Source organism: Planomonospora antibiotica, assembly GCF_014647955.1.
GTDB lineage: Bacteria > Actinomycetota > Actinomycetes > Streptosporangiales > Streptosporangiaceae > Planomonospora > Planomonospora parontospora.
In genome coordinates this window covers 12,774-36,868 of the sequence record NZ_BMQE01000038.1, presented here as the reverse complement: position 1 = coordinate 36,868, position 24,095 = coordinate 12,774, and the positions used below count along the sequence as shown (strand labels likewise).

The following is a 24,095-nucleotide window of genomic DNA, read 5'->3' as shown; positions in this document are numbered from 1 at the left end:
TCCCACCGGAAGAAGAGGAACATTGATGACGACACCATCACGTAAGCCCTCGCGCGCGACGGTGGTCACTGCGAGCATCGCGATCGGGGTCTTCGCGGCCGGCACCGGCCTCGGAGCCGCCGTCTCCGCGCTCTCCCCGCCCGCCGAGGTCGAGGCGGTGCAGCTCAGCACCGGCACCTATCTCCTCGACGCGCGGACGGGCACGTGGGCGGCCCTGTCCCCGGAGCGTGGAGGCGCACCGGTCGCGGCGGGAGGCCCGGGGACGGCGAGCACCGCCGGCACGCGGGTCTGCCTCTCCCTCACCCCCGACGGCCGCGTGGTGAGCGGCGGCGGGGAGGGCTGCACCACGCTCTCCTCGGTCGGCATCGCCCTCGCCTCCGCGCAGATTCCCAGTAACCCCAGCGGTGCACCGGCTCCGCCGGAGAAGCCCGCCGACCCGCCGAAGTCGTCCGACTCGAAGCCCCGCGACTCCGGCTCCAGCGGCAACTCCGGTGGCGGCTCGGGCTCCCGGCAGACGGCCCCGCAGCAGCAGTATCCGGCCCCGCCCGCGCAGAACCCGGGCAACCAGTCGAACAACTCCAACTCCAACCCCGCTCCCGCGCCGAAACCGACGAAGCAGATCAGCAACAACCTGGGCGAGGGCAGCAGGATCGTGGAGCCCCCTCCCAGCAAGCAGACCGTCAACATGCCCGCGAAGGAGACGCCCCGCCACACCTCCCCCTCCCCCCGTGACACCACGCGCGGCAACGACACCGGCGACCGCGACGGCGGGGGAGCACCCGGGGGCGACCGCCGGTCCGCCCCACCGGGCGACCCGGGCGGTCGTACGGACCACCGTACGGACGGTCGTACGGGTCGTACGGATGGTCGTACGGGGGACCAGGCTCAGAAGCCGAGGAACACACCGACGGAGACCAGGAATCCGGCGGACCGGCCTGCGGGGACGGGGAAGCCCACGCACCCGGCGAAACGGCCCGCGCGAACCGCGAATCCCGAGCCGCCCGTGGAGAAAGGCGAGCACGCGCCGCCCTCCGTGAGGACGCTCAAGCCGGCACGGCCCTCCCAGGGAGGCCAGGCCCCGCAGGACCGCAGGAACGCCGGAGACCCGCCCGCACCGCAGGACACGCACGCGCCCGCGCCCGAGGGCGGTGAGAGGAATCCGGAGAACCGGGCGCCGGCTCCAGGGGAGACCCAGGCTCCGCCCGTTCAGGTCCCGGACGCCCAGGTCCCGAACGGGTCCGGGAACCAGGACGGGTCCGGGAACCAGGACGGGGACGCACCGCGCCCCGCCGACCTCCCCGCCGAGCAGCGCTCCCCCGACGGCGGCGTCTCGCTCCCGGTCTTCCAGGACCCCGAGCTCCTCCGGCGCGCGCAGCAGGCCCTCGGACTGGACCGGAACATGCGGTACACCGACGCCAACGGCGTGTGGGACCTCAACATCGCCCCGCCGGGCACCCCTCCCTGCCGTAACTACTCGGCCGCCGAGCTGGCGGAGCTGCGCTCCGCTCAGGACGGCGTGACTCTTCCCGAGAACGCCGTCCCCCGCGACTCGTGCCAGTGGCCCGCCTTCCTCCGCTGGCTCTTCGCCGATCCGGCCCCCGGTGAGGTCAGCAACTGGACCAAGTTCACCGGCCTCTCCGAGCGGAGCCTGGAACTCGTGGTGACGGACCCGTCCCCCGCCCGGTCCGGCGCCCCGCAGACCGACCAGAGCGGCCAGAACGGCCAGAACGAACAGGGCGGTCAGGACGGGCAGACCGATCCGTTCGTCCAGCCCGCCCGACCCGAGGAGCGGCCCGCCGGGTCCGGCGGGCAGGAGCAGCCCGCCCTGCCCGGGCAGCCCGACCCCGGAGGGCTCGGTTCCGTGCCGTCCGACCAGCCGGGTTACGGCGACCCCGGCGGTTACGGCGACCCCGGCGGTTACGGCGACCCCGGCGGTTACGGCGATCCGGGCGGTTACGGTGCCCCCGGCGGTTACGGCGATCCGGGTCACGGCGGGCCCGCTCCGGACCCGGCCGGGTACTCAGGCCCGTGAACTCATCCACCGGAACCGGGAACGCCGTGCTCGGCCCCGGCCAGTGGAGGGCATGGGTGCACGAGCACGGCGCGCACCTGCTGGACTACGCCGCCTACCATCTCGGGCCGGAGCGGGCGACGGCGGCGGTGGCCGCCGCCGTCGCCGTGTGCGGCGTGCGCTCCGCCCCGGGGAACGCCTCGGAGAACGTTTCGGAGAACGTTTCGGAGAACGCCTCGGTCCGGGCCCGGCTGCTGGCCGTCCTGCGGCGGGACTGCTTCACCCGGCCCGGCCACCGGGACGGATACGTGCCGGGTGGCGGGCCGGGCATGCCGGACGTCCTGCTGATCGAACAGGGATGGGGGGTCGCCGACCCGCTGGGCACCGAGGCGCTGCGGCTGATGTTCCGTCACGAGCTGACCTCGGAGGACCTCGCGTACGTGCTGACCCTCCCCGTGGAGGAGGTCGACCGGCTGGCGACCAGGACCCAGGACATCATCGAGACGCTCGTGAGCGCCCTGGACGGCCTCGCCCACGGGCGCCCGACCTGCCCCGAGCTGCGTGCGCTGGCCGCTTCCGCGTTCTCCGGCGACCACCCCGAACCGCCCGGCGGACCCGGTCACGCGCGAGAGGAGCTGCTCGCGCACATCGTCAGGTGCCCGGCCTGCACGCGGCCGATCAACATCCGCTACACGGTCCCGCAGATGATCTCCCATCCTCCGCTCCCCCCGCTCACCCCCGAGGCCGGGACCCGCATCCTGGACGCCGTGCCCGTGGCCCCCGTCCCGCCCGTGGCCCCCGTCCCGCCCGCGGCCTCCGTCCCGCCCGCGGCCGCGGATCCGCCACGCGCGAACCTGCCCGCACCCCGTCGCGGAACCGCGCCGCGTCGCGGTACCGCGCCGTACGCGAAGCCGTACCCGTCGCGGGCCGTGAAGCCGTACCCGCCGCGGTCCGCGCCGTCGGCACGGCCCGCGCCGTCGCAGCCGTCCGCGGCGGTCCCTCCCCGGGGGGAGAGGACCGTTCCCCTCGCCGCCCCCGTGCCCCCGGCGGCGCCCGCGCCGCCGGGGCGCCCGGAGCACGACACCCCGCTCTACGACGCGCTGCTCTCCCAGATCGCGTCCCGCGCCGGGCGAGCGAACCTCGACGTCCCTCTCTCCATCCCCTCCTCCACCGGTCCCCCTGATCCCGTACACCCCCACGACGGGTCGAGGGCGCGCTTCGCCGAGGCGCTCACATGGGCGGGGAACAGGTTCCGGACGACGACGCTGAAGATCGTCGTCATCGTCGTCGCCGGCACCGCGGGAACCCTGACGGGGATGAACCTCCTGGGTCCCGTCGGCGGTGAGCGCCCGGCCGGGACCCTGCCGTCCTCCAGGCCCCAGGCCGCCACGACCGTCGCGCCCTCCCCGCCCGCGGCCTTCCCCGAGGAGAGCGCACTCGCCGCCGAGGAGGGCACGCTCGCCGCCCGGGTGCCCCTGCCCGTCGAGGTGACGCTGGACGAGTACGGGCGGGGCAGCATGACCCTGACCGTCACCTCCGGAGAGCCGCTGACCTGGCGTGCGGCGGCTCCCGGGCTGGTGGTGAGCCCTTCCGGCGGGACCCTGGAGCGGGGGGACACGAGTGTGATCACCCTGCGCGCCCTGCGGGTGCGCCACTGGTGCGGCCCCGCCCCCTTCGTCACCGTCCCGCTGACCCTCCACGGACCCGACGACTCGATCTCCACGACGGTGCGCTGGCGTACCTGCTGACGGCCCCCGCGCCGGCGCACCGTTCCGCACGAAAGGACCCCCGACGATGACAGAGACCTCCCCCCAGATCCATTCCACCCCGCCCGCCCCGTCCGACGCGCAACTGGAGTCGGTCCCGCTCACCGCGGAGCACCTGCTCACCAACCGGCGGCCGGAGCCCTCCGGCGGCTGGCGGCGGCTCGTCTGGCTGCTCTCCGGAAAGAAGATCATCCCCGCCGAGTCCGCGGCGGAGATCGAGCGGCGCACACTGATCGCCCAGGCCCAGACGCCGGTCGCGCGGGGGCACCACCGGATCGCGGTCATGAGCCTCAAGGGCGGGGTCGGCAAGACCACGACGACCGCGGCCCTGGGCAACACCCTCGCCTCCCTGCGGGGCGACCGGGTGATCGCGATCGACGCCAACCCCGACCGGGGCACGCTCGGCCTCAAGGTCAAGTCGGAGACCGCCGCGACCATCCGCACCCTGCTCGCTGAGGCGCCGCACATCGTCCGCTACGCCGACGCCCGGGCCTTCACCTCGCAGTCGCCCGCCCGGCTGGAGATCCTCGCCTCCGACACCGACCCGGCCGTCAGCGAGGCGTTCAACGCCGAGGACTACCGTACGGTCGCCGGGCTGATCGAGCGCTACTACTCGATCTGCATCACCGACTGCGGGACCGGCCTGCTCCACGGGGCCATGGGCGCGACCCTGGACCTCGCCGACCAGATCGTGCTGGTCAGCCTGGTCGCGGTGGACGGGGCCAACTCGGCCGCCGCGACTCTGGACTGGCTCAACGCCCACGGCCACGCGGACCTGGCACGGAACGCCATCGTGGTGCTGAACGCGGTGGAGCCGAAGACCGACGTGGACCTCGACCTGCTGGAACGCCACTTCAACACCCGGTGCCGCACCGTGATCCGCATCCCCTACGACCCCCACCTCAAGGAGGGCGCGGAGGTGGACCTGGCCCGCCTGCGGCCCACCACCCGGGGCGCCTACCTGCGGCTGGCCGCGGCGGCGGGCCAGGCGTTCAGCCTGCACCCCGACCGGAGCCACTAGTGCCGCCGGCCGTCGAGGACTCCGTGCTCGACGTCGACCTCGGCCCGCCGGGACGCGCGTCCCGGCGGAGGGTCATCGTGGTCCTCGCGGTCGTCGGGCTGATCGTGGCGGCGGTCGTGGGGTGGCGTCTCCTGAGGTCCGGTACGGCTCCGCAACCGGCCGCCGCCTCGCCCTCCGCCACCGCCCCGGCCGCGATCACCCTCGCCTCGCCCTCCGCCTACCAGGGCGACGCCGGCTATCCCGTCGGGTTCCCCCGCACCGAGCTGGGCGCGGCCTCGGCGGCGGCGGCCGCGCTGGAGACCGCCTGGACGCTGGACTCCGCCCAGGCCGAGCAGGCCGCGGTCCTGTACGCCCCGCCGGAGCAGCAGGACGAGGCCCGCAAGGCCGCGGCGGCCACCGCCCGCGGCTGGCGGGAGACCATCGGGCTGCCCGCGGACGGGAAGCTGCCCGAGGGGGCGGCCCTGCGGACGGAGACGATCGGCGTGCAGTGGCACAAGCGGGCGGAGGACCAGGTGCAGGTCTCCCTCCTGGTGCGGGTGACCGCCACCAAGGGCGCCGAGGACGACGGACCGGCGTACTCCAGCCCCGTCGCCATGAGCGTGCTGATGGTCTGGCACCCCACCGTCCGCGCCGGGGCGGGGGACTGGGTCAACACACCCGATCCGCTGCCCACGGTCGTGCCGCAGGTCGCCCTCCCCGGCACCCCCGAGTTCACCGCGGCCGGTTGGAAGGCCGTCACCGCCCCCACCCGGTGACCGGGCCCCGCCCCACCGCTCCCGTCCCGTAACCGGCCCGGCCCCGTGACCGGTCCGACTCATATACCGCGACAGATCGAGGAAGAGCCCTCATGCCCCCACGTAGCTCCTCCCGGCGCCTCACCCTCGTCTCCGGACTCCTCCTCGCGGGAGTGTCCGCGACGGCCGGCGCCCTCACCGCCCAGCCCTGGGTCGCCGCGGCGGCCCCCGGGCCGGCACCGACCGCCCAGGACGACCCGCTGCCGATCCCGGTGGACCCCGAGCCTCCGGCGGCTCCGGAGCCCGAGGGCGGACCCGCTCCCGAGGAGGACGGACCCGCCCCCGAAGAAGAGCGACCCGCTCCCGGGGAGGACGGATCCACCCCCGAGGAACGGTCCGAGCGGACCTCGCAGCCAGACCGGGAACGGGCTCCGGAGAGCGAGAGCGTGCCGCCGTCCGAGCAGGAGGCCGAGGACGACCCCGCTCCGGACGGGGACGATCCGGTGCCCGCCCCCACCGCCGACGCGCCTTCGGCCTCCTCGGCCGCGACGCGCGGTCCCGGCACCGCCCGGGGCGGGACGGCGGTGCCGGAGAACCCGGAGAAGCGGAAGGCCGAATCCTCCCGGAGCCAGGTCCAGAGGCCGGCGGAAGACGCTCCGCCCTCGGCGGAACCTCCCCACCCCGCGAGCACGCCGGGCCCTCAGCGCACCGCGCCCCCCGGCGACGCCCCCGAGAAGCCGGACGAGCGGCCGGACGGCGCGCAGAAGAACCCCGACGAGCAACCGGACGGCGCGCAGAAGAACCCCGACGAGCAACCGGACAAGCAGCCGAGCAGGGAACCGAGCAGGCAGCCGGACGCGGGCCCGCAGAAGAACCCGGACAAGGAACCGAACGGGCGACCGGACGAGGAACCGAGCAAGCAGCCGGACAAGGAGCCGCAGAAGGGAACGCAGGAGCCCGTACCGGACAGAGCCACCGCCAAGCCCTCGCCCAGCCCGTCGGGCACACGGCGGCCTGCGCCGGACGCCGGCTCCTCGGAGCGACCGCGGACGGCCACCCCGAGGCCCGCCGCCACCCGGCGGCCCGCTCCGGACCCGGCCCCTTCGCGGAGAACCGTCCCGCCCGCTCCGGAGGCCGCCGCCGAGGTCCTGTCGGAGGAGCCGCTCCCGGTCCGCTCCCCGCTGCCGCAGGCCTCCGGATCCCCGGCCGCGCCGGACGTCGTGCCGCTTCCCCTGCCGTCGTTCCGGGAGCTCTGCCCGCCCTCCGGCACCGCCGCCACCTGCTGGAATCTCGCTCCCTGGCACGGCCGTACCACCGATTCTCCTGACAGCTCACCTGCGGCGGAGCATGATGGTCAGCAGACGTCGGCGACGCCTCGGTGGGTCTTCGCACTCCCCGCGGCCTCGACGGCGGACCCGTCTGCCAAGGGCCGTTCGGCCCCCGCTCAGGTTGGTTGCTGGGCCTTCAGCCCACCCACGCTCTGCGCCAGATTCCAGGAGAGCAATCCATGATCCTCCGTTCCCGCGCCCGGACAGCCGTTCTCAGCATGGTGACGATGCTGGCCCTGGGCACCGCGCTCGGCGCCGCGCCCGCCGAGGCCTCGTCCGCCTGCCCCGCCGCCCCCGACGGCTCCAGCGCCGCCAAGGCACGCGGCTGGGGGGCGCCGGTCTGGTGCGCCGAGTTCGAGGACGAGTACCTGGACTCGTCCGACTGGGTCTTCTACGACACCCCCGGGCACGCGGGCAAGGGCCGCCGCACCTCCAAGGAGCTCTACCTGGGCAACGGCGCGCTCTACCTGCACGGCCTGCCCGACGGGACCACGGCGGGGCTCGGCGCCCGCCACGCCCAGTCGTACGGCCGGTGGGAGACCCGCATCCGCCTGTACCGGGGCGCGGGCGCCTACCGGCCGATGGCCCTGCTCTGGCCGAACGGCGGGGGCGGGAGCGAGTACAGCGCCACCCGCGAGGAGATCGACTTCATGGGGGTCTACAACGATCCCAACCGGCAGCGGGCGGACTTCTTCCTGGAGACCCCCAAGGGCGGGCACGAGCTGGGCTACGCCGACGTGGACATGACCGGCTGGCACACCTACGCCGTGGAGAACAGCCCCGCCGGGGTCGTCGGCTACCTCGACGGGCGCGAGTGGTTCCGCTCGTCCCACTCCACCCGCAGCCCGATGTCGCTCTGCCTGCAGCTCGACTGGTTCCCCGGTGAGGGCAGCAACGGGGAGGCGTGGATGGAGGTCGACTGGGTGCGCATCTACCCGATGAAGGCCGGCGGCTGACGGCCGTACCGGACCGGTCGGCCGGGACGGGCCGGCAGTACCGGACCGGTACGGCCGGCGCGGCCCGGCGGGCTCGTCGCCCGCCCGGTCCGCTCCGGGGGCGGGGCGGCCGTCAGAGTCGCATCTCCAGGAGCTGGCCCGGCCACTCGCCCACGGTGAACGGCTCGGTCCTGGTGAAGCCCTGGCTCTCGTAGTACTTCACCAGGCGGCCGTCGTCACCGGCGTAGCAGTCCACCCGGACCAGCGGGATCCCCCGCTCGGCCGCCTCGGCGCGGGCCCGCTCCAGCAGCGCCGCGCCGACGCCCCGGCCGGGGAAGCGCCGGTCGACGACCAGGCACCGGACGTAGAGCTCGGGTTCGGGGGCGGGCGTGATGTACGGCAGCGCCGCTCCGACGACGAGGCAGCCGGCCGGCTCCCCGTCGACCTCGGCGATGCGCATCCCGCCGCCCGCCGCCCACTCCTCCACCCGCGCCACGCGGGCGGGGTCGGTGGAGAACGGCTCGCTGCCCCACTGCCCGGTACGGCCCTGCGCCGTCAGCCACGCCACCGCGCTGTCGAACATCCCCAGAACGGCCCGAACGTCATCGGGGCCACCATCTCGGATCATCATCGGCGGATCGTAACAGGAGCCGCGTTCCGCCATCACGCCACGTCAGAGAGGTACGCCGGAGTTTCCCGGAACTCCGCAGAACGCTCAGTAGACTCGGCGGCAGCCGGAGCACGGCTCCCCTGCCAGGGACGTACGCCCCCGGCCCGTCCCCTTCCGGAGTCACGTCAGGATCCGGCCCGCAGGCCGGTTCCTCCACGCTGGAGACAACTGGTGAGCAGTGGATCGACCGACGCGCCTCCGAGGCCCGCGGACCCGGTGAGGCCCCGGCGGCGGCGTCGCCGGTGGGTGTGGTGGCTGGTGGCGTCGGTGACGACCGTCACGGTCGGGGTGAGCGCGACGGTGGTCGGCGCGTACGTCAGGCTGTCCGGGAACGTCCGGCACGTCGAGGTCGGCTCGGAGGACCTCGGGCCGCGCCCGGTGAAGGCCGCGGGCAAGGCGGTGAACGTCCTGATCGTCGGTTCCGACCAGCGCGACGGCAGGAACGCGAAGTACGGGCGGTTCCCCGGGGAGCGTACCGACACGATCATGCTCGCGCACATCTCGCCGAAGCGCGACAACGCGGTGGTCGTCAGCTTCCCGCGCGACTCGATGGTCCCGCTCCCCGCCTGCCGGGGCCGGCACGGGCTGCCCGGCCAGTACCCCCACGTGGGGATGATCAACGAGTCGTTCAACTACGGCGGCATCGCCTGCACCTGGAAGACGGTCGAGACGCTCACCGGCATCCGCATCGACCACTTCGTGAAGGTCGACTTCACCGGGTTCAAGGACATGGTCGACGCGGTCGGCGGGGTCGAGGTCTGCGTGCCGGAGCCGATCAACGACACCAAGGCCCTGCTCACCCTCGACGCCGGACGGCAGACGCTCCGGGGCGAGCAGGCCCTCGGTTACGTCCGCGCCCGCTACAGCCTGGGCGACGGCTCGGACATCGGGCGCATCCAGCGGCAGCAGATGTTCATCGCCTCGATGCTGAAGAAGGTGATGAGCGGCGAGACGCTCAGCGACCCCGCCCGGCTCTTCGGCTTCCTCGACGCGGCCACCCGGTCGGTCACCACCGACCCCGGTCTCACCCCCGCCGTGATGAAGGACCTCGCGCTCAGTGCCAGGGGCCTGGCCGCGGGGCGGATCCGCTTCGTCACGACACCGTGGCGCTACTCGCTCGTCCACCCGGGGAAGGTGGAGTGGGTCGAGCCGTTGAGCACGAAGCTGTTCCGCATCGTCGCGCACGACCGGCCGCTCACCGGATCGGGGGTCAGGGGAGGGCAGACCAGGGTGCCGCGCGCGCAGATCGACGTCGAGGTGCGCAACGGGACCTGGCGTTCCGGTCTGGGCACGCTGGTCGCGGCCCAGCTGGAGGAGCGGGGCTACCACATCTCCAGGATCGGGGACACGGCGCGCAAGCCGCGCCCCCGGACCACGGTCGTCTACTCGCCGCGGAGCGCGACGAAGGCGCCGGTCCTCAGTCGCGACCTGCTGGCCTCCACCGGGCGGTTCGTCTCCGCCGGGACGACGGGCAGGCTGGTCCTCGTGATCGGCGACGACTGGCGGGGGGTCAAGGAACTGCGCCCGGGCGGCACCGACGGCATCAAGGGCTTCGACGCCACCCACGACTCCTGCGCGAGCGCCTGACGGGCTCGACCGCCCGCCGACGTCCCCGCCGCCCGCCGACGTCCCCGCCGCCCGCCGTCCTCACCCACCGGTGTCTCCGGCTTCCGCCGTCCTCACCCTCCGCCGTCCCCGGGTTCCGGCAGGCGGGTTCGCTGCTCCCGCGGGAGTCCTCGGGCCGGAGGGTCCGCGAGCCGGCTCCACCGGGCGCTTCCGCCCCGCGGAACACCTCGGCCGGCTCCGTCGATCCTCCCTGACTAGGAGAAATGCCATTTCGGGTTATACATTGCGCAGGCACCGGGAGACCTGACCGATTAGGGGGCGCGATGAAGGCCCGTATCACGGGCGTCGCGACGTATCTGCCCGAACGGACGCTGAGCAGCTCGGACGTGGAGCGCCGGATCGAGGGATACGCCCCCCACCGGGGGATCGTCGAGCGCATGACGGGGATCCGGCTGCGGCACGTGGCCCGCGAGGACCAGCAGGCGTCCGACCTGGCGGTGGAGGCCGTACGCGGGCTCGCCCCGCCCGGGGCGGGAGCCGACGCCGACCTGATGATCTTCGCCTCCGCCTCGCAGGACATGGTCGAGCCCGCCACCGCGCACATCGTGGCGGCCAAGCTGGGCCTGTCGTGCCCGGTGTTCGACGTCAAGAACGCCTGCAACAGCCTGCTCAACGGCATCCAGGTGGCCGAGGCGCTGATCCTGTCCGGGGCGCACCGCAAGGTCCTGGTCTGCTCCGGCGAGACCCCGTCGCGGGCGATCCGGTGGCGGGTCCGGGACCGGGCGCAGTTCGTGGACTCCTTCGCCGGATACACGCTCTCCGACAGCGGGGCGGCCGTGCTCGTCGAGGCGGACCCCGAGCGCGGCATCTTCCACCGCGACTTCTCCGCCGACTCCGCCGCGTGGGCGGTCGGCACCCTGCCCGGCGGCGGCTCGGTCCACCCCCGCGACCCCGAGTACTCCTACTTCCAGGGCGACGGGCGGCGGCTGAAGGAGGCCTTCGAGCGCATCGGTCCCGACATCTTCCTCAACGCGCTCAAGCGGACCGGCCTGACCTGGGACGACTTCGCCGTCGTAGCGGTCCACCAGGTCGCGATGCCGTACCTGCGCTTCCTGGCCGAGGTGCTGGACATCCCTGAGGACCGGCTGGTCGTCAGCCTGCCCGACCACGGCAACTGCGCCTCGGCCACGCTCCCGCTCCAGCTCGCGCTGGGTTCCTGGGAGCCCGGTGACCGGGTGGCGCTGCTGGGCCTGGGCGGCGGGATCAGCATGGGCGTGATGCTGGCGGAGATGTGATGGACCTGTGGGTGATCGTCCCGGCGTACAACGAGGCCGCCGGCATCGAGGCGACGCTGCGCGCGCTGGCGGCGCAGGACGATCGCGGCTTCACGCTGCTCGTGGTGGACAACGCGAGCACCGACGGCACCGCCGAGGTCGTCCGGCGGCACGGCGTCCAGGTGATCCGCGAACCCCGGAAGGGCACCGGCGCGGCCTCCGACACCGGCGTGCGGCACGCCGTCGCGCACGGGGCGACCCACGTCGCCCGCACCGACGCCGACTGCCTGCCCCGCGCCGACTGGGTGCGGAACATCCGCCGCGCGTTCGGCGACGGCCTGGAGATGGTCGGCGGGCGGCTCGTGCCCCGGACCGACGAGTTCCCGCTGAGGTTCTGGGAGCGGCGGCTCATCCCGTTCGTGATCGACGTGGCGGCGGCGTTCGGCCGGTTCCGTCCGGGCAACCGGGACCCGCTGCACAAGGGGCCGTACGTGATGATGCCCGGCTGCAACCTCGCGATCACCGCCGAGCTCTACGAGCGCGCGGGCGGCTTCCCGCGGACCGCGATCGAGGAGGTCCACGAGGACCGGGCCCTGGTCAACCGGGTCAGGAAGGTCACCGCCGCGTACGGCTCCCGCCGCGACGTCGTGGTGTACGGCTCGGTCCGGCGGCTGCGGGCCTACGGCCTGGCGGGCACGCTGGCCTGGTACGCCGACCACCGCTACCGGCCCGACGTGGTCGACATCCGGTGATCCGGACCGTGAACCGGCTGACGGACCGGCTGACGGACCACGAGACGCGCCTCTACCTGGCCGCCCACCCGTTCGCCTACCCGCTGATGCGCCTGCTGGCCCGCCTCGGGCCGGTGGTCCGGGTGCCGGGGCTGGGCGTGGTGGTCAACGACGCCTCCGTGGCGCGTGCCGTGCTGACCGACGAGCGCTTCCGCAAGGACGGCCCCGGCTCGCCGGGAGACCTGTGGACGCCGGTGCTCGGGCCGTCCGTGCTGCTCAACATGGAGGGCCCGGACCACCTGGCGCTGCGCAGGAAGCTGATGCCGCTGTTCACCCCGGCCTACGTCGCGGGCCTGGTGGACGACGTGCTGCGCGAGCCGCTCGCGGCGCTGGACGCGCGCCTGGCGCGCGGCGAGACCGTCGACCTGGTGGACGCCATGCGGGTGATGGCCGGAGCCGTCATCTGCCGGACCATCGGTCTGGACCTCGACTCGGCTCCCGGTTCACGTCCCGGCCCGGACCCCCGCTCGAAGGCCGCCGGAGAGACCGGAACAGGCCCCGGCTCGAAGGCCGCCGGAGAGACCGGAACAGGCCCCGGCTCGGGCCCGGGGTCACGTCCCGGCTCGGCCTCGGTCGCCGAGGCACGGGCCAGGGAGCTGTTCGCCGCGGGGGAGCGGGTCGTCTCGATGGTCTCGCTGCGCTCCCGGCGCTTGTCGGACCGGCAGGTCGCGGTCGCCCGGCAGGTCCTGGACCGGATCGGGGACATCGCCCAGGCCGCCTACGAGGCGGGGGATCCGTCCACCGTCATGGGCCGGATGCGGGAGTTGGGACTGTCCGCGGCCGAGGCGCGGGGTGCCGCCGGAGCGTTCTTCCTGACCGGTACCGAGACCGTCGCCACCCTCGTGCCCCGCCTGGTGGCACTGGTCTTCGACCACGGCCTCGACCGCCGTGCCGTCGTGGAGGACCTGGACCGGGTGATCGACGAGGCCATGCGGGTCACCACCCCCACCCCGCTGATGCTCCGCTCGGTCTCCGAGTCCGCGCGGGTCGGCGGGGTCGCGGTACGGCCCGGCGACCGGGTGCTGATCGTCACCCACAACTGCACCCGCGCCCACGGTCCCTTCGACCCGTCCCGCCCGCACCCTCCCGAGCTGCGCCGCCTCTGGTTCGGTGCGGGCCCGCACTTCTGCATCGGCTACCCGCTGGCCCTGGCGGAGATCCGCGCGGTGGCCTCGACGGTGCTGTCCCGCGGCGTCCGCGTCACCGGACGGCGCGCCGCCAGAGGGGTCCTCATCCCCACCTACGAGCACCTGTGGATCACCGCCGCATGAACCTCCCCGCCTCTCCGGACCGCCCCCACCCGACGGACCGCCGTCCCGCGGGCACCGCCGGGACCCCTTCCACCCCCTGGACCGCCGCCGCATGAACGACATCGTCACCGGGATCATGGCCGCCGCCGGGCGGGAACCGTACCGGACCGCGCTCGTCGACGGCCGCGGCCGGGAGATCGCCTACGGCGTGCTGGCCCGCCGGGTGGACACGGTCCGGGCCGCCATGGACGGGCTGGAGCCGGGGGACGGGGTCCTGTTCGCGGTACGGCCCGGCGTGGACGCGGTGGTGACGGCGCTGGGCGCGGTGGCGGCGGGCGGGACGCTCGTGCTGGCCGATCCGGGCCTGGCTCCCGGTGTGCTGGCCGCCCGGATGGCCGCCACCCGGCCCAGGTGGGTGGTGACCGAGTCGCTGCTGCACACCCTGAGCGGGCCGCTCAGGTCCCTGGCCCGCCGCCGCGGCCTGCTCCTGCCCGATCTGCGCGACCCCCTCCCCGGCCATCCGGTCCGCCACCTGTACGCCGGGCCCTGGCTGCCCGGGGTGCCGCGCGGCGCGCTGCGGCTGAGCCGCCTGCCGGAGCCGCCGGAGGGCCCCGGGAACCCCGGACCGCGACCGTCCCGGGCGGACCGGCCCGCCGCGGTGATCTTCACTTCCGGGACCACGGCCAGTCCGCGCGGGGTGGTGCACACGCGGGGGTCGCTCGCGGCGGGGCTGGAGCTGTTCCGCAGCGCCTTCCCGCTCGGGCCGGGCGACGTCGTGCACACCGACCAGCTGATGCTGGGGCTGCCCGCGCTGATGGCCGGGGCCACCTGGTCGCTGCCCGGCCGGGGGCCCCTCGCGGCGGAGCTGGCGGAGCGGAAGGCCACCCACGCCTTCGCCGTCCCGGTCCGCCTGGACCGGTTGCTCCGCGAGACGCCCCGGCTGCCGAGGACGCTCCGCCACCTGCTGCTCGGCTCCGCCCCCGCGCCGGCCGGGGTGCTCCGCCGGGCGGTCGCCGCGGGTCCGCAGGTGCTGTCGGTCTACGCGATGACCGAGGCCCTGCCCATCTCCATCGCCTCGGCGGAGGAGAAGCTCGCCCACACCGGGTCGGGCGCCGAGGGCGACCTGCTCGGGGCTCCCCTGCCTGGGGTGGGGGCACGCCTGGCCGAGGACGGCGAGCTGCTGGTCTCCGGGCCGCACCTGGCCGGCCGCTACCTGGGCGGGGAGCCGCTGCGCGAGGTCGCCACCGGTGACCTGGCCCGGATCTCCGGCGGCCGGCTGGTCCTGCTCGGCCGGAAGAAGGACATGATCCTGCGCGACGGGTTCAACATCTACCCCGGCCTCTACGAGCCCGCGATCACCGCGCTGCCCGGCGTCGCCGAGGCCGCCATCGTCGGCCTGGCCGACCCGGAGACCGGTGACGAGGAGGTCGTGCTCGCCGTCGTCCCCGCGTCCGGCTACGACGAGGCGCGGCTGCGCGGGGCCCTGCCGGACCTGGTGGACGCCGGCGCCCTCCCCGACCGGATCGTCGCGCTCGGTGCCTTCCCCCGCTCCGGCCGCGCCGACAAGCTCGACCGCGCCGCGCTCCGCGCCCTGGTGGCCCGGTGAGCGCCGCGGTCGACCGCCGCCGGACGGCCTCCCCGAGCGGCCGGGCGGACGGCCCTGCGAACGGCCGGGCGGACGGCCCTGCGAACGGCCGGGCGGCCGGCGACGCGGTGAACGGCCGAACGAACGGCCCAGCGAACGGCCGGGCGGCCGACGCGGCCGGCGACGCGGTGAACGGCCCGGCGGGGCAGGTGCCGGCGACCGGGAGGAGCGGGGTCCGGCGATGAGGATCGCGGTGACGGGCGCGTCGGGGTTCGCGGGCGGCGCGGTGTGCCGGGCGGCCCGTGCCGAGGGCTGGGAGGTGCACGCCTTCGGGCGGCGGCCCGCGGTGGAGCCCGCCCATGTCGGCGGCGCGCCATACCTGGCGTGGGATCTGCTCGGCGGGCGGGGCCTGCGGCCCGGGCTGCCGGAGGTGGACGCGGTGGTCCACTGCGCGGGCGGCGTCACGGACTGGGGGCCGCCGGCGGAGATCTGGGCGGCCAACGTGGCCGGGACCCGGAGCGCGACGGAGGCGTTCCCCCGGGCCGGGTTCGTGCACGTGAGCACGGCGAGCGTCTACGACCCGTTCCGGCCGACCGTGATGGCGCGCGAGCACGAGGCCCCGGTCGCGCGGTACGTCAACGTCTACGGCGCGTCCAAGGCCGCCGCCGAACGGGCCGCCGCGGAGGCGGCTCCGGGCCGGGTGATCGTCCTGCGCCCGCACGCCGTCTACGGTCCCGGGGACACGACGCTGCTCCCCCGCGTGCTCGGCGCGGTCCGGGGCCGGCGGCTGGTCGCCGTGGGCGACGGGCGGCAGCGGGTCAGCCTCACCTCGGTGGGGAACCTGGCCCGGGCCTGCCTGCTCGCGGCCGAGGCCGTACGGCGCGGCACCTGCGGTGTCCTCAACGTCACCGACGCCGAGCCGGTCGTCCTGGACGACGCGCTGCGCGCGATCCTGCGTGAGCGGGGCGTCGCCGCGGAGCCGTACTACCTGCCGCTCCGGCTCGCCGAGCCCGTCGCCGCCGTCGCCGAGACGGCCGCCCGGCTGCTCGGCCGGACGCGGCCGCCCCGCCTGACCCGGTATGCCGTCGGCCATCTGGCCGTCGAGCGCACGCTGGACATCACCGCCGCCCGCGAGGTGCTCGGCTACCGTCCGACGCCCACGTCGTTCGCGGGCGCCGCGGACTGGTGAGCCCGGCGGGGCCGGCATTCCCGCCGGACCGGATCGCGACATGACCCAATACATGACCTAATAAGCCGATATCCGGTACTAACCTGCGGCAGTCCCGGAGGTGTACGGGGAATAGTGAACAGATGGCAGGTCACAGGCGTCGTCCCGGCATCGGATCGAGCCTGGCGTTCACGCTCGGCTCGGCGGTGCTGTGGGGCCTGGCCCACCTGCGGGCCGGACGGCGCAGGACGGGGGCCCTGCTCATGCTCTCCTCCCTGACCCTGATCACCGCGGCCGCGGCCGCACTCCTCACCGCCGAGTCCTTCCTGCTGACCCTGGCCGTGCGGCCCGGCTGGCTGCAGGCCTTCGGGGCGGTGGCGCTGCTGCTGGGGACCGTCACCGTGGCCGTGGTCATCCGGTCCTACCGGCTCCTCCGGCCGCAGGGCCTCAGCCGCGCCGGCCGCCGCCTGTCCGCCTTCGCCGTGGGCCTATTGTGCGTGCTGGTGATGCTCCCCTCGGTGTACGCCGCCCGGCTCGCCCACGTCTCCCAGCACGTCATGACCACGCTGTTCGCGGCCGGCACCACGCCCGTGCCAGCCGACCCGTGGCAGGGCCGGGAACGGCTCAACGTGCTGCTGGTCGGCGCGGACGCCGCCACCGGCCGGTACGGCGTGCGCACCGACAGCGTGACCGTGGCGAGCGTCGACACCCGCACCGGCGACACGGTCCTGCTCGGCCTGCCCCGCAACCTGGAGCACGTCCCCATGCCGGCCGGCCCGGCCCGCGACCGCTTCCCGCACGGCTTCGCGGGCGAACCGCCGCACACGCCGGGGATCCTGAACGAGATCTGGCAGTACGCCGAGGACCACCCCGAGACGGTCCCCGGCACCCCCGACGGCGAGCGCGGTCCCACCCTGCTGAAGAGGACGGTCGGCGGCGTCCTCGGTCTGGACCTGCCCTACTACGCGATGGTCGACATGCGGGGCTTCGCCAAGATGATCGACGCGATGGGCGGCGTGCGGCTCACCGTGCCCGAGCCCATCGTGTACGGCAGGCGGAACGAGGGCGTCGTCCAGCCGGGCACCCGCGTCCTGTCCGGCGAGGAGGCGCTCTGGTACGGCCGGTCCCGCACCCACACCAGCGACTACGTCCGGATGAGCCGGCAGAAGTGCCTGCTGAACGCCGTGGCCAAGCAGGCCGACCCGGTGACGGTCATCGGCGGCTTCGAGGAGATCGCCGACGCCGCGCTGGACACCGTGTCCACCGACATCCCCCGGGCGCTCCTGCCCCATCTGGTCGACCTGGCCGAGAAGGTGAAGGGGACCCGGATCAGGAGCCTGCAGTTCGTCCCGCCGGTGATCGACCCCGTCGCACCCGACTACGCCCTGATCAGGCGCAAGGCCACCGCGGCCCTGTCCCCGGCCGCCACCGCCGTGCCCCGCCCCGCACCGCGGCAGACCCCCGCCCCGCCGGCGCGCACGCCGACGGCACCTGCGGCACCGGAAGCGGCGCCGGAATCCGAATCGGGCCCACCGCCGGAACCCGGCTCGACAGCGGCGGCCACGCCCTCACCGGCACCGACGCCCACGCCCACGCCCACGCCTCAGGAGACCGTCCTCCTCGACGAGACCTGCCCCTGACGCCCGGTGGATCCGCGCACGGCCCCGCGGCCACGCCTGCGCCCTCCCGGCTCCCGCGCTACGCGTGCGCCCTCCCGGCCCCCGGCGCGACCCCCGCCCTGGCCATGCCCGCGACCACCAGGTGGTGGAAGGGGCGGATGACGTTGAAGTAGACCGGCCCGGTCCAGCGGTGGTACTTCACGACGGTCACGACGTGGAAGCGGCCGGGCTCGGCCACCACCGCGATCCACGCGCTCAGGTGCGACTCCGCGGTGCCCGCCACGAAGTAGCGCCCCTCCTCGGCCTCGGTGACGGTGAAGAAGGCCAGCTTCTCCCCGGGCGTGAACGGGACGTCCTGCGGGCGCATGCCCGCGGCCGAGGGCAGCTCCCCCTGGCGCATGCCCAGCAGGCGCACGAACCCCGCCCGGACGCGGTAGAGGAAGCGCATCCAGTCCGGCTCGTAGGAGACGAGTCCGGCCAGGAACTCCCTGAGGGTGACGTCCCCCTCGACTGTCTTGACGTCCACGTGGTCCGCGTCCTGGGTGAGGGCGCGGAGCTCCGGCCATTCGACGGCGTGCGGCATGGTCGCTCCCGATCGGAGAGTAGGGGGCGGGGCGGCCGGATCCGGACCCCGGAAGGGCCCCGGCCCGGCCGGCCCCGCCGGGTCGCCACTCGAGACGATTCCATACGGCACCGTACGGTCCGCATCCGGGTCCCCCGGCACGGGGTCACGGCGCGCCCCTTTTTCCGTCAACCCCCACCCGGATCTCACCCGCCGTGGCATGATGGCCACTCACAGAGGTTGCAATGGTTTTCATAATCAGATTGGATCGTCATCGTGAGGGTGGCATTCGTCGGCAAGGGCGGCAGCGGCAAGACGACTCTGTCGGCGCTGTTCGCGAGATACACGGCGCGTCAGGGCGGCCCGGTCGTCGCCGTCGACGCCGACATCAACCAGCACCTGGGCATGGTGCTGGGCGTGGAGGAGGGCGGGCTGCCCCGCCCGATGGGCTCCCACCTGGCCGAGATCAAGGAGTGGCTGCGCGGCGACAACCCGCGCATCACCTCGGCCGCCGCCATGGTCAAGACCACCCCGCCCGGCCGCGGCTCCCGGCTGCTGGGCCTGGACCCGGCCGACGACCCGGTCCACGCCCGCTTCTCGGCCGTGACGCCGGAGGGCCTCCGCCTGATGGTCACCGGCCCGTTCAGCGAGGAGGACCTCGGCGTCGCCTGCTACCACTCCAAGGTCGGCGCGGTCGAGCTCTACCTCAACCACCTCGTCGACGGCCACGGCGAGCACGTCGTGGTGGACATGACCGCCGGAGCGGACTCCTTCGCCTCCGGCCTGTTCACCCGCTTCGACATGACCTTCCTGGTCGCCGAGCCGACCCGGCAGGGCGTCGGCGTCTACCGGCAGTACCGCGAGTACGCCGCCGACTACGACGTGCCCCTCGCCGTCGTCGGCAACAAGGTCCAGGACCCCGGCGACGTCGCCTTCCTGCGCGAGCACGTCGGCGACGACCTGCTGGTCTGCCTGGAGCACTCGGCCGCGGTGCGGGCCATGGAGCAGGGCCGCCCGTTCACCCTGGAGGACCTGGAGCCCGCCAACGCCGACGCCCTCGGCGTGCTGCTGAAGCACGTCGACTCCCAGGAGAAGGACTGGGAGCGGTTCGGCCGCCAGACCGTCGAGTTCCACCTGCGCAACGCCCGGGCCTGGGCGAACCGGGCGGTCGGCGAGGACCTCGCCGCCCAGGTCGACCCGGACTTCGCCTTCGGGCCCACACGAGTGTCGCTCCGGCGCTAGGTGGAGCGGCGGACGGACCCGATCTAGTGTCTGAAAGATCCCCTTTCCGAGAGGAGAACGCAGCATGTCGCTGACCGTTTCCAAGGACCTTCTCGACCAGGCCCAGGCCGGCGAGGTGGACGACGCGGCGTTCGTCGCCTGCGTCCGCGACTCCCTGCCCTACGCCTGGTCCCTGATCGACGACCTGGTCCGGGAGCGGGCGCGCACCGGCGCCGAGTTCACCGACAACACCGTCCCTCCGCCCAGCGAGGAGGCCCGCGGCCAGCTCCTGCGCTGCCTGGCCAGCGACGCCATGCGCGGCGCCCTGGAGCGCCACTTCGGAGTGAAGCTGGCCTTCCAGAACTGCCACCGGGTCGCGGTCTTCGACCCGTCCGCCACCGCGGCCCACGCCGAGTTCACCACCGCCCGATCCCAGATCCTCAACCAGTCCCCCGAACTCGTCGACTGCTGACCGGATCCACCAGGCGCTTCCAGGGCGCGGGCCCGACCGCCCGCGCCCTCCCATTCTCCGGAATCGAGGACATGGCTAGTATCAGGTAGTAGAGGTAATACATGACCACTCGAACAGGCGGTTCAGGGATGCGGATCAACAGCAAAGGACAGGTGACGATCCCTGCTCACCTCCGCGAGAAGTACAACCTCACCGAAGGCGACGAGGTGGACGTGGTCGAAGTCGGCAGCACACTGACCATCGTGCGCAGCGAGGGCAGCGAGAGCAGAGGCAAGAGACTGACCCGTCACATGCGCGGCAAGGCCTCGATCAGGATGAGCACCGACGAGCTCATGGAACTCCTCCGTGGCGAATAGAGTCCACCTGCGGCCGGTTCCCGAGCGACCGATCACTCTCGTCGACTCCTGTGTTCTGCTGGACATTCTGATGGATGACCCGAAGTGGGCCGATTGGTCGGATGAAGCGGTAGCACAAGCGAGAGAAGAAGGACCGGTAGCCATCAACCAGGTCATCTACGCTGAAATCTCCGTCGGCTTCACCGGCATCGAAGACCTCGACGAGGCTCTGCCCGCGGGTGAAATCGAACGTTACGATCTTCCTTACGAGGCGGGGTTCCTGGCGGGTAAGGCATTCGCGGCCTATCGACAGCGCGGCGGACAGAAGCGATCTCCGCTGCCGGATTTCTACATAGGCGCCCACGCCGCCCTGCAGAAGTACCGCTTGATCACTCGTGATACGGCTCGCTACAGGACCTACTTCCCGACGGTCACGCTGATCACCCCGGACACGGATGGATCTTGATCTCCCGCAGGAGCGTCTCCCCGCTCTGCGTGAGCGGTTCGGTTTCAGCGGGCTGTCGGTCTTCGGATCGGTGGCCCGTGGTGATGACCGGCCGGACAGCGATCTCGATCTGCGCCACCTGCGTGCCGAAGGGGCATCCTTTGGCCTCGTCGAGATCATGGCCCTCAAAGAGGAGTTGGAAGGCCTCTTCGGTCCGGTGTCAACGCACCACCTCAACGAGACCGTCAGGGACCAGGTCTTACGCGATGCCTGAGCCCTCTGGACCCGGCGTCACCGGGATCACGCGGTCTGACGCACCCGCGGCAGGACCTCGGTGCCGAGGCGTCTGATGTTCTCCAGCGTCCGGGCGTGGTCGCCCGCGCCCTCGACCATCAGGATCAGATGCCGCAGGCCCGTCGCGGCGGCGGTCCGCCGGATCGACGCGACGCAGTGGTCCGCGGAGCCGACCGGGTGCGTCGCGCACAGGAAGTCCACGTAGGCCGGGACGTCCCGGCTCGGCCGAGGCCGCCCGTCCACCGGCACGTATCCCGCCAGCCCCGGCTCCAGCCAGCGCGGCATGCTCTCCCTCAGCTCCCGTACGGCCTGCGCCGTCGAGTCGGCCACGTACCCCACGGCGGCGGCGACGTGCCCGGGGTCCCGCCGCCCCTCCGGACCGCGCGCCGGGGCGTCCTCCCGACCGGACCCCACCCGACCGGACCCCACCCGACCGGACCCCACCTGACCGGGCTCCGCCGGACCGGACCCGGCCCGGCCCTGTCCCACCGGACCGGTTCCCGCCCGGCGCCACTCCGCCGGGCCTGGTGTCGGTGCGTCCGCCCGTCCCGGGTCCGCCGCGTCGTAGGCCCGGATCATGGCCGCCTTCTCCTCGTCGCCGACGTGCATGCCGAGCAGCATCGGCAGCCCCCGCGCGGCGGCCAGCGCCGCCGTCGCCGGCGAGGTGCAGGCCACCACCGGCCGCAGCCGCGCCGCCGGGACCACCGGCACCCGGCGGAACCTGAAGAACTCCCCGTCGGCCGCGACCTCGCCCCGCTCCAGCGCCGCGCAGAGCAGGTCGAGCGACTCGGCGAAGCCCCGCTCGAACCGGTCCAGCCCGGTGCCGAACACCTCCAGGTCCACCCACGGCCCGCCCCGGCCCACGCCCAGCAGGAAGCGCCCGCCCGAGACCTGGTCGAGGACGGCCGCCTGCTCGGCCAGGTCGACGGGGTGCCGGGTGGACAGCACGCTCACCGCCGTCCCCACCCGGATCCGGCTGGTACGGCCCAGCGCCACCCCGGCCAGCGTCGCCGCCGACGGGCACACGCCGTACGACATGAAGTGGTGCTCGGCGATCCACGCGTCGTCGAACCCGGCCTCCTCGGCGGCGACCACCGCCTCGACCGTGTCCCGCAGCACCTCGCCCGGCGGGCGGCCGGGGAAGCCGGCCGCGACCAGGAAGACGCCGATCCGCATCGCCCCGGCCGTCCCCATCGCCCCGGCTACCCGAAGAGCCCGAGCTGGCCCGCGCCCGCCGCGGCGTCGCGGTGCCTCCTGAGGTGGCGCCAGCGGGGCAGCTTGTCGAGGTAGGACCAGGACAGCCGGTGGTGCTCGGTCGGGCCGTGCTCGGCGAGGGCCCGCTGGTGGACCGGGGAGGGATAGCCGGCGTTGCTCGCGAAGCCGTACGCGTCGAGGCCGAGGGAGGCCATGTAGGCGTCGCGGCGGACCTTGGCGATCACCGAGGCGGCGGCGACGGAGACGCAGGACAGGTCGCCCTTGATCTCGCACCGGACCTGCCAGGGCGGGCCCAGGTAGTCGTGCTTGCCGTCCAGGATCACCGCGTCGGGCCGGACCGGCAGCTCGGCGAGGGCCCGGCGGGCGGCCCGGCGCAGCGCCTCGGTCATGCCGAGGGCGTCGACCTCCTCGTGGGACGCCTCGCCGTACCCGATCCCGGCGGCCCAGCCGGTGATCTCGGCGACCATGGCCTCGCGGCGGGCCCGGCTGAGCAGCTTGGAGTCGGTGAGCCCGGCGGGCGGCTCGGACAGGTCCGTGACCACCGCGCAGACCGCCACCGGCCCGGCCCACGCCCCCCGGCCGACCTCGTCGATCCCGGCCACCAGCTTCGACCCGCCGTCGGACAGCAGGTTCTCGAGCGCGTAGGAGGGAGGCACGTGGGGAGTTTAGTCCGGCCGTGCCGTCCTGCGGGGCCCGCGCGGAGTCCGTACGGGATCCACCCGGTCCGGATGCGGGAACGGCCGCGGCGCACGGGGACGGGCGCGGGGACAGGGACGGCCGCGGCGCACGGGGACGGGCGCGGGGACAGGGACGGCCGCGGCGCACGGGGACGGGCGCGGGGACAGGGACGGCCGCGGCGCACGGGGGCCGGGACGGGGACGGGTGTCAGCGCACCGCCGGTTCGAGGGCGGTGAGGTCGGCCGCGAGGTAGCGGGCGGCGGTGTGGACGGCCCGGAGGGTCACCGCGACGGCGGGGCGGTGCACGCTGGAGGCGCGGACGACCGCGTGCACGTCGCGGCCGGCCGGGGTCCCCGGGATCTCCCGGACGGCGATGCCGCGCACGCCCGCCGCCAGGGCCAGGGCGGGCACCGCGGCGATGCCGACGCCCTTGGCGACCAGGCTGAGGACGGTGCTCAGCCCCTCGAACTCCCACGGCACCGGCCCGGCCCCGCCGACCTCGGCCATCATGCGGTCGACGGCCATCCGGGAGGGCTCGCCGTCCGGGGTGGCCATCCACGGCTCGTCGCGCAGCTCCGCCAGGTCGACCGGCTCGTCCGGCGAGGCGAGGCGGTGCGTGCGCGGCACCACGAGCACCAGCGGGTCGCGCAGCAGCGGGAAGATCCGCATGGTCTCCGACTCGCGCATCCGGCCGTACCAGTCGTCCACCACGGCGAGGTCGGCCGTGCCCGACTGGACCTCGCGGGCGCCCCGCCCCGAGCGGCCCTGCGCCATCCGGAGGGTCAGCGCGGTGTGGCGGCGCAGCAGCCGGGCCAGGGCGGGCGCGAAGGCCACGGCGGCGGTGGGGAAGGCGGTGACCGTGACCCGGCCCGAGGGGGTCCCCGCCTGGGCGGACAGATCGGACTCGGCGGTCTCCACCATGGCCAGGATGCGCTCGGCGTGCTCGACGAGACGGCGGCCCGCGTCGGTCAGCTCGGCGCTGCGGGCGGTCCGGTCGATCAGCGTGGCGCCGGACTCGCGCTCCAGCGCGGCCAGTTGCTGGGAGACCGCCGACGGGCTGTACCCGAGCGAGGCGGCGGTCGCGGCGATGCTCCCCTTCCGGGCGAACTCGCAGATCAACGCCAGGCGGCGCAGGTCGAGCATCGGATCTCCTTA

At 74.2% G+C, this 24,095-nt stretch carries 23 protein-coding genes; 18 read left to right on the top strand and 5 right to left on the bottom strand.

Going from position 1 to position 24,095, the window contains the following annotated elements:
• Nucleotides 1–25 precede the first annotated feature (25 nt).
• The 6 genes from IEZ06_RS26945 (at nucleotide 26) to IEZ06_RS26920 (ending at nucleotide 7,816) form a co-directional block, all read left to right on the top strand.
• Nucleotides 26–2,032, top strand: coding sequence for a hypothetical protein (locus IEZ06_RS26945; protein ID WP_189239478.1), 2,007 nt, complete (start codon nucleotides 26–28; stop codon nucleotides 2,030–2,032).
• Complete coding sequence (locus IEZ06_RS26940) at nucleotides 2,029–3,759, top strand: hypothetical protein (RefSeq protein WP_189239477.1); 1,731 nt, start codon at nucleotides 2,029–2,031, stop codon at nucleotides 3,757–3,759. Before IEZ06_RS26945 ends, IEZ06_RS26940 begins: the two co-directional genes overlap by 4 nt.
• A 46-nt stretch (nucleotides 3,760–3,805) precedes the next feature.
• Nucleotides 3,806–4,798: a MinD/ParA family ATP-binding protein gene (locus tag IEZ06_RS26935; RefSeq protein WP_189239476.1), complete on the top strand. Its 993-nt coding sequence runs from the start codon at nucleotides 3,806–3,808 to the stop codon at nucleotides 4,796–4,798.
• Between the two features lie 23 nt (nucleotides 4,799–4,821).
• Nucleotides 4,822–5,553: a hypothetical protein gene (locus IEZ06_RS26930; RefSeq protein WP_229798732.1), complete on the top strand. Its 732-nt coding sequence runs from the start codon at nucleotides 4,822–4,824 to the stop codon at nucleotides 5,551–5,553.
• 92 nt (nucleotides 5,554–5,645) lie between these two features.
• Entirely contained in the window at nucleotides 5,646–7,043 is a 1,398-nt protein-coding gene (locus IEZ06_RS26925; protein ID WP_189239474.1) for a hypothetical protein, read from the top strand.
• Nucleotides 7,040–7,816, top strand: coding sequence for a glycoside hydrolase family 16 protein (locus tag IEZ06_RS26920; RefSeq protein ID WP_189239473.1), 777 nt, complete (start codon nucleotides 7,040–7,042; stop codon nucleotides 7,814–7,816). Before IEZ06_RS26925 ends, IEZ06_RS26920 begins: the two co-directional genes overlap by 4 nt.
• A gap of 112 nt (nucleotides 7,817–7,928) precedes the next feature.
• Here the strand turns inward: IEZ06_RS26920 and IEZ06_RS26915 are convergent, their stop codons facing one another.
• Nucleotides 7,929–8,426: a GNAT family N-acetyltransferase gene (locus IEZ06_RS26915; RefSeq protein WP_189239472.1), complete on the bottom strand. Its 498-nt coding sequence runs from the start codon at nucleotides 8,424–8,426 to the stop codon at nucleotides 7,929–7,931.
• Nucleotides 8,427–8,732: 306 nt separating this feature from the next.
• Here IEZ06_RS26915 and IEZ06_RS26910 point away from each other — a divergent pair, with 306 nt between their 5' ends.
• From IEZ06_RS26910 to IEZ06_RS26875, 7 genes are all read left to right on the top strand, one after another.
• Entirely contained in the window at nucleotides 8,733–10,052 is a 1,320-nt protein-coding gene (locus IEZ06_RS26910) for an LCP family protein (RefSeq protein ID WP_229798731.1), read from the top strand.
• A gap of 302 nt (nucleotides 10,053–10,354) precedes the next feature.
• Nucleotides 10,355–11,326, top strand: coding sequence for a 3-oxoacyl-ACP synthase III family protein (locus IEZ06_RS26905; RefSeq protein ID WP_189239470.1), 972 nt, complete (start codon nucleotides 10,355–10,357; stop codon nucleotides 11,324–11,326).
• Entirely contained in the window at nucleotides 11,326–12,057 is a 732-nt protein-coding gene (locus tag IEZ06_RS26900; protein ID WP_189239469.1) for a glycosyltransferase family 2 protein, read from the top strand. The genes IEZ06_RS26905 and IEZ06_RS26900 overlap by 1 nt, the downstream gene beginning before the upstream one ends.
• 86 nt (nucleotides 12,058–12,143) lie before the next feature.
• The gene (locus tag IEZ06_RS36675) at nucleotides 12,144–13,367 is read left to right on the top strand and encodes a cytochrome P450 (RefSeq protein ID WP_229798740.1); all 1,224 of its coding nucleotides are present in this window, start codon (nucleotides 12,144–12,146) and stop codon (nucleotides 13,365–13,367) included.
• Nucleotides 13,368–13,458: 91 nt separating this feature from the next.
• Nucleotides 13,459–14,952 carry a class I adenylate-forming enzyme family protein gene (locus tag IEZ06_RS26885; RefSeq protein WP_189239468.1) on the top strand — a complete coding sequence of 498 codons (1,494 nt, stop codon included), beginning with the start codon at nucleotides 13,459–13,461 and terminating at the stop codon, nucleotides 14,950–14,952.
• A gap of 220 nt (nucleotides 14,953–15,172) precedes the next feature.
• Nucleotides 15,173–16,120 (top strand): NAD-dependent epimerase/dehydratase family protein, encoded by a 948-nt coding sequence (locus IEZ06_RS26880; RefSeq protein WP_189239467.1) that lies wholly within the window; start codon nucleotides 15,173–15,175, stop codon nucleotides 16,118–16,120.
• Between the two features lie 122 nt (nucleotides 16,121–16,242).
• A complete protein-coding gene (locus tag IEZ06_RS26875; protein WP_189239466.1) occupies nucleotides 16,243–17,739 on the top strand; it encodes an LCP family protein in 1,497 nt (498 codons plus the stop codon).
• 58 nt (nucleotides 17,740–17,797) lie between these two features.
• On the opposite strand, the gene IEZ06_RS26870 is transcribed toward IEZ06_RS26875, so the two are convergent.
• Nucleotides 17,798–18,301, bottom strand: coding sequence for a DUF2867 domain-containing protein (locus IEZ06_RS26870; RefSeq protein ID WP_189239465.1), 504 nt, complete (start codon nucleotides 18,299–18,301; stop codon nucleotides 17,798–17,800).
• A gap of 255 nt (nucleotides 18,302–18,556) precedes the next feature.
• Here IEZ06_RS26870 and IEZ06_RS26865 point away from each other — a divergent pair, with 255 nt between their 5' ends.
• The 5 genes from IEZ06_RS26865 (at nucleotide 18,557) to IEZ06_RS26845 (ending at nucleotide 21,027) form a co-directional block, all read left to right on the top strand.
• Nucleotides 18,557–19,522 (top strand): ATP-binding protein, encoded by a 966-nt coding sequence (locus IEZ06_RS26865; RefSeq protein ID WP_189239464.1) that lies wholly within the window; start codon nucleotides 18,557–18,559, stop codon nucleotides 19,520–19,522.
• A gap of 64 nt (nucleotides 19,523–19,586) precedes the next feature.
• The gene (locus tag IEZ06_RS26860) at nucleotides 19,587–19,973 is read left to right on the top strand and encodes an SCO5389 family protein (protein ID WP_068900432.1); all 387 of its coding nucleotides are present in this window, start codon (nucleotides 19,587–19,589) and stop codon (nucleotides 19,971–19,973) included.
• A 101-nt stretch (nucleotides 19,974–20,074) separates the two neighbouring features.
• Nucleotides 20,075–20,329 carry an AbrB/MazE/SpoVT family DNA-binding domain-containing protein gene (locus tag IEZ06_RS26855; protein WP_203871939.1) on the top strand — a complete coding sequence of 85 codons (255 nt, stop codon included), beginning with the start codon at nucleotides 20,075–20,077 and terminating at the stop codon, nucleotides 20,327–20,329.
• Nucleotides 20,319–20,774 (top strand): type II toxin-antitoxin system VapC family toxin, encoded by a 456-nt coding sequence (locus IEZ06_RS26850; RefSeq protein WP_189239463.1) that lies wholly within the window; start codon nucleotides 20,319–20,321, stop codon nucleotides 20,772–20,774. The genes IEZ06_RS26855 and IEZ06_RS26850 overlap by 11 nt, the downstream gene beginning before the upstream one ends.
• Nucleotides 20,764–21,027 (top strand): nucleotidyltransferase family protein, encoded by a 264-nt coding sequence (locus tag IEZ06_RS26845; protein WP_189239462.1) that lies wholly within the window; start codon nucleotides 20,764–20,766, stop codon nucleotides 21,025–21,027. The genes IEZ06_RS26850 and IEZ06_RS26845 overlap by 11 nt, the downstream gene beginning before the upstream one ends.
• Nucleotides 21,028–21,053: 26 nt before the next feature.
• Here the strand turns inward: IEZ06_RS26845 and IEZ06_RS26840 are convergent, their stop codons facing one another.
• From IEZ06_RS26840 to IEZ06_RS26830, 3 genes are all read right to left on the bottom strand, one after another.
• Nucleotides 21,054–22,223, bottom strand: a complete 1,170-nt coding sequence (locus tag IEZ06_RS26840; RefSeq protein ID WP_189239499.1) for an LLM class flavin-dependent oxidoreductase — start codon at nucleotides 22,221–22,223, stop codon at nucleotides 21,054–21,056.
• A 26-nt stretch (nucleotides 22,224–22,249) separates the two neighbouring features.
• Nucleotides 22,250–22,918 carry a ribonuclease HII gene (gene rnhB / locus IEZ06_RS26835; protein ID WP_189239461.1) on the bottom strand — a complete coding sequence of 223 codons (669 nt, stop codon included), beginning with the start codon at nucleotides 22,916–22,918 and terminating at the stop codon, nucleotides 22,250–22,252.
• Between the two features lie 229 nt (nucleotides 22,919–23,147).
• Nucleotides 23,148–24,083 carry a LysR family transcriptional regulator gene (locus tag IEZ06_RS26830; RefSeq protein WP_189239460.1) on the bottom strand — a complete coding sequence of 312 codons (936 nt, stop codon included), beginning with the start codon at nucleotides 24,081–24,083 and terminating at the stop codon, nucleotides 23,148–23,150.
• Nucleotides 24,084–24,095 lie beyond the last annotated feature (12 nt).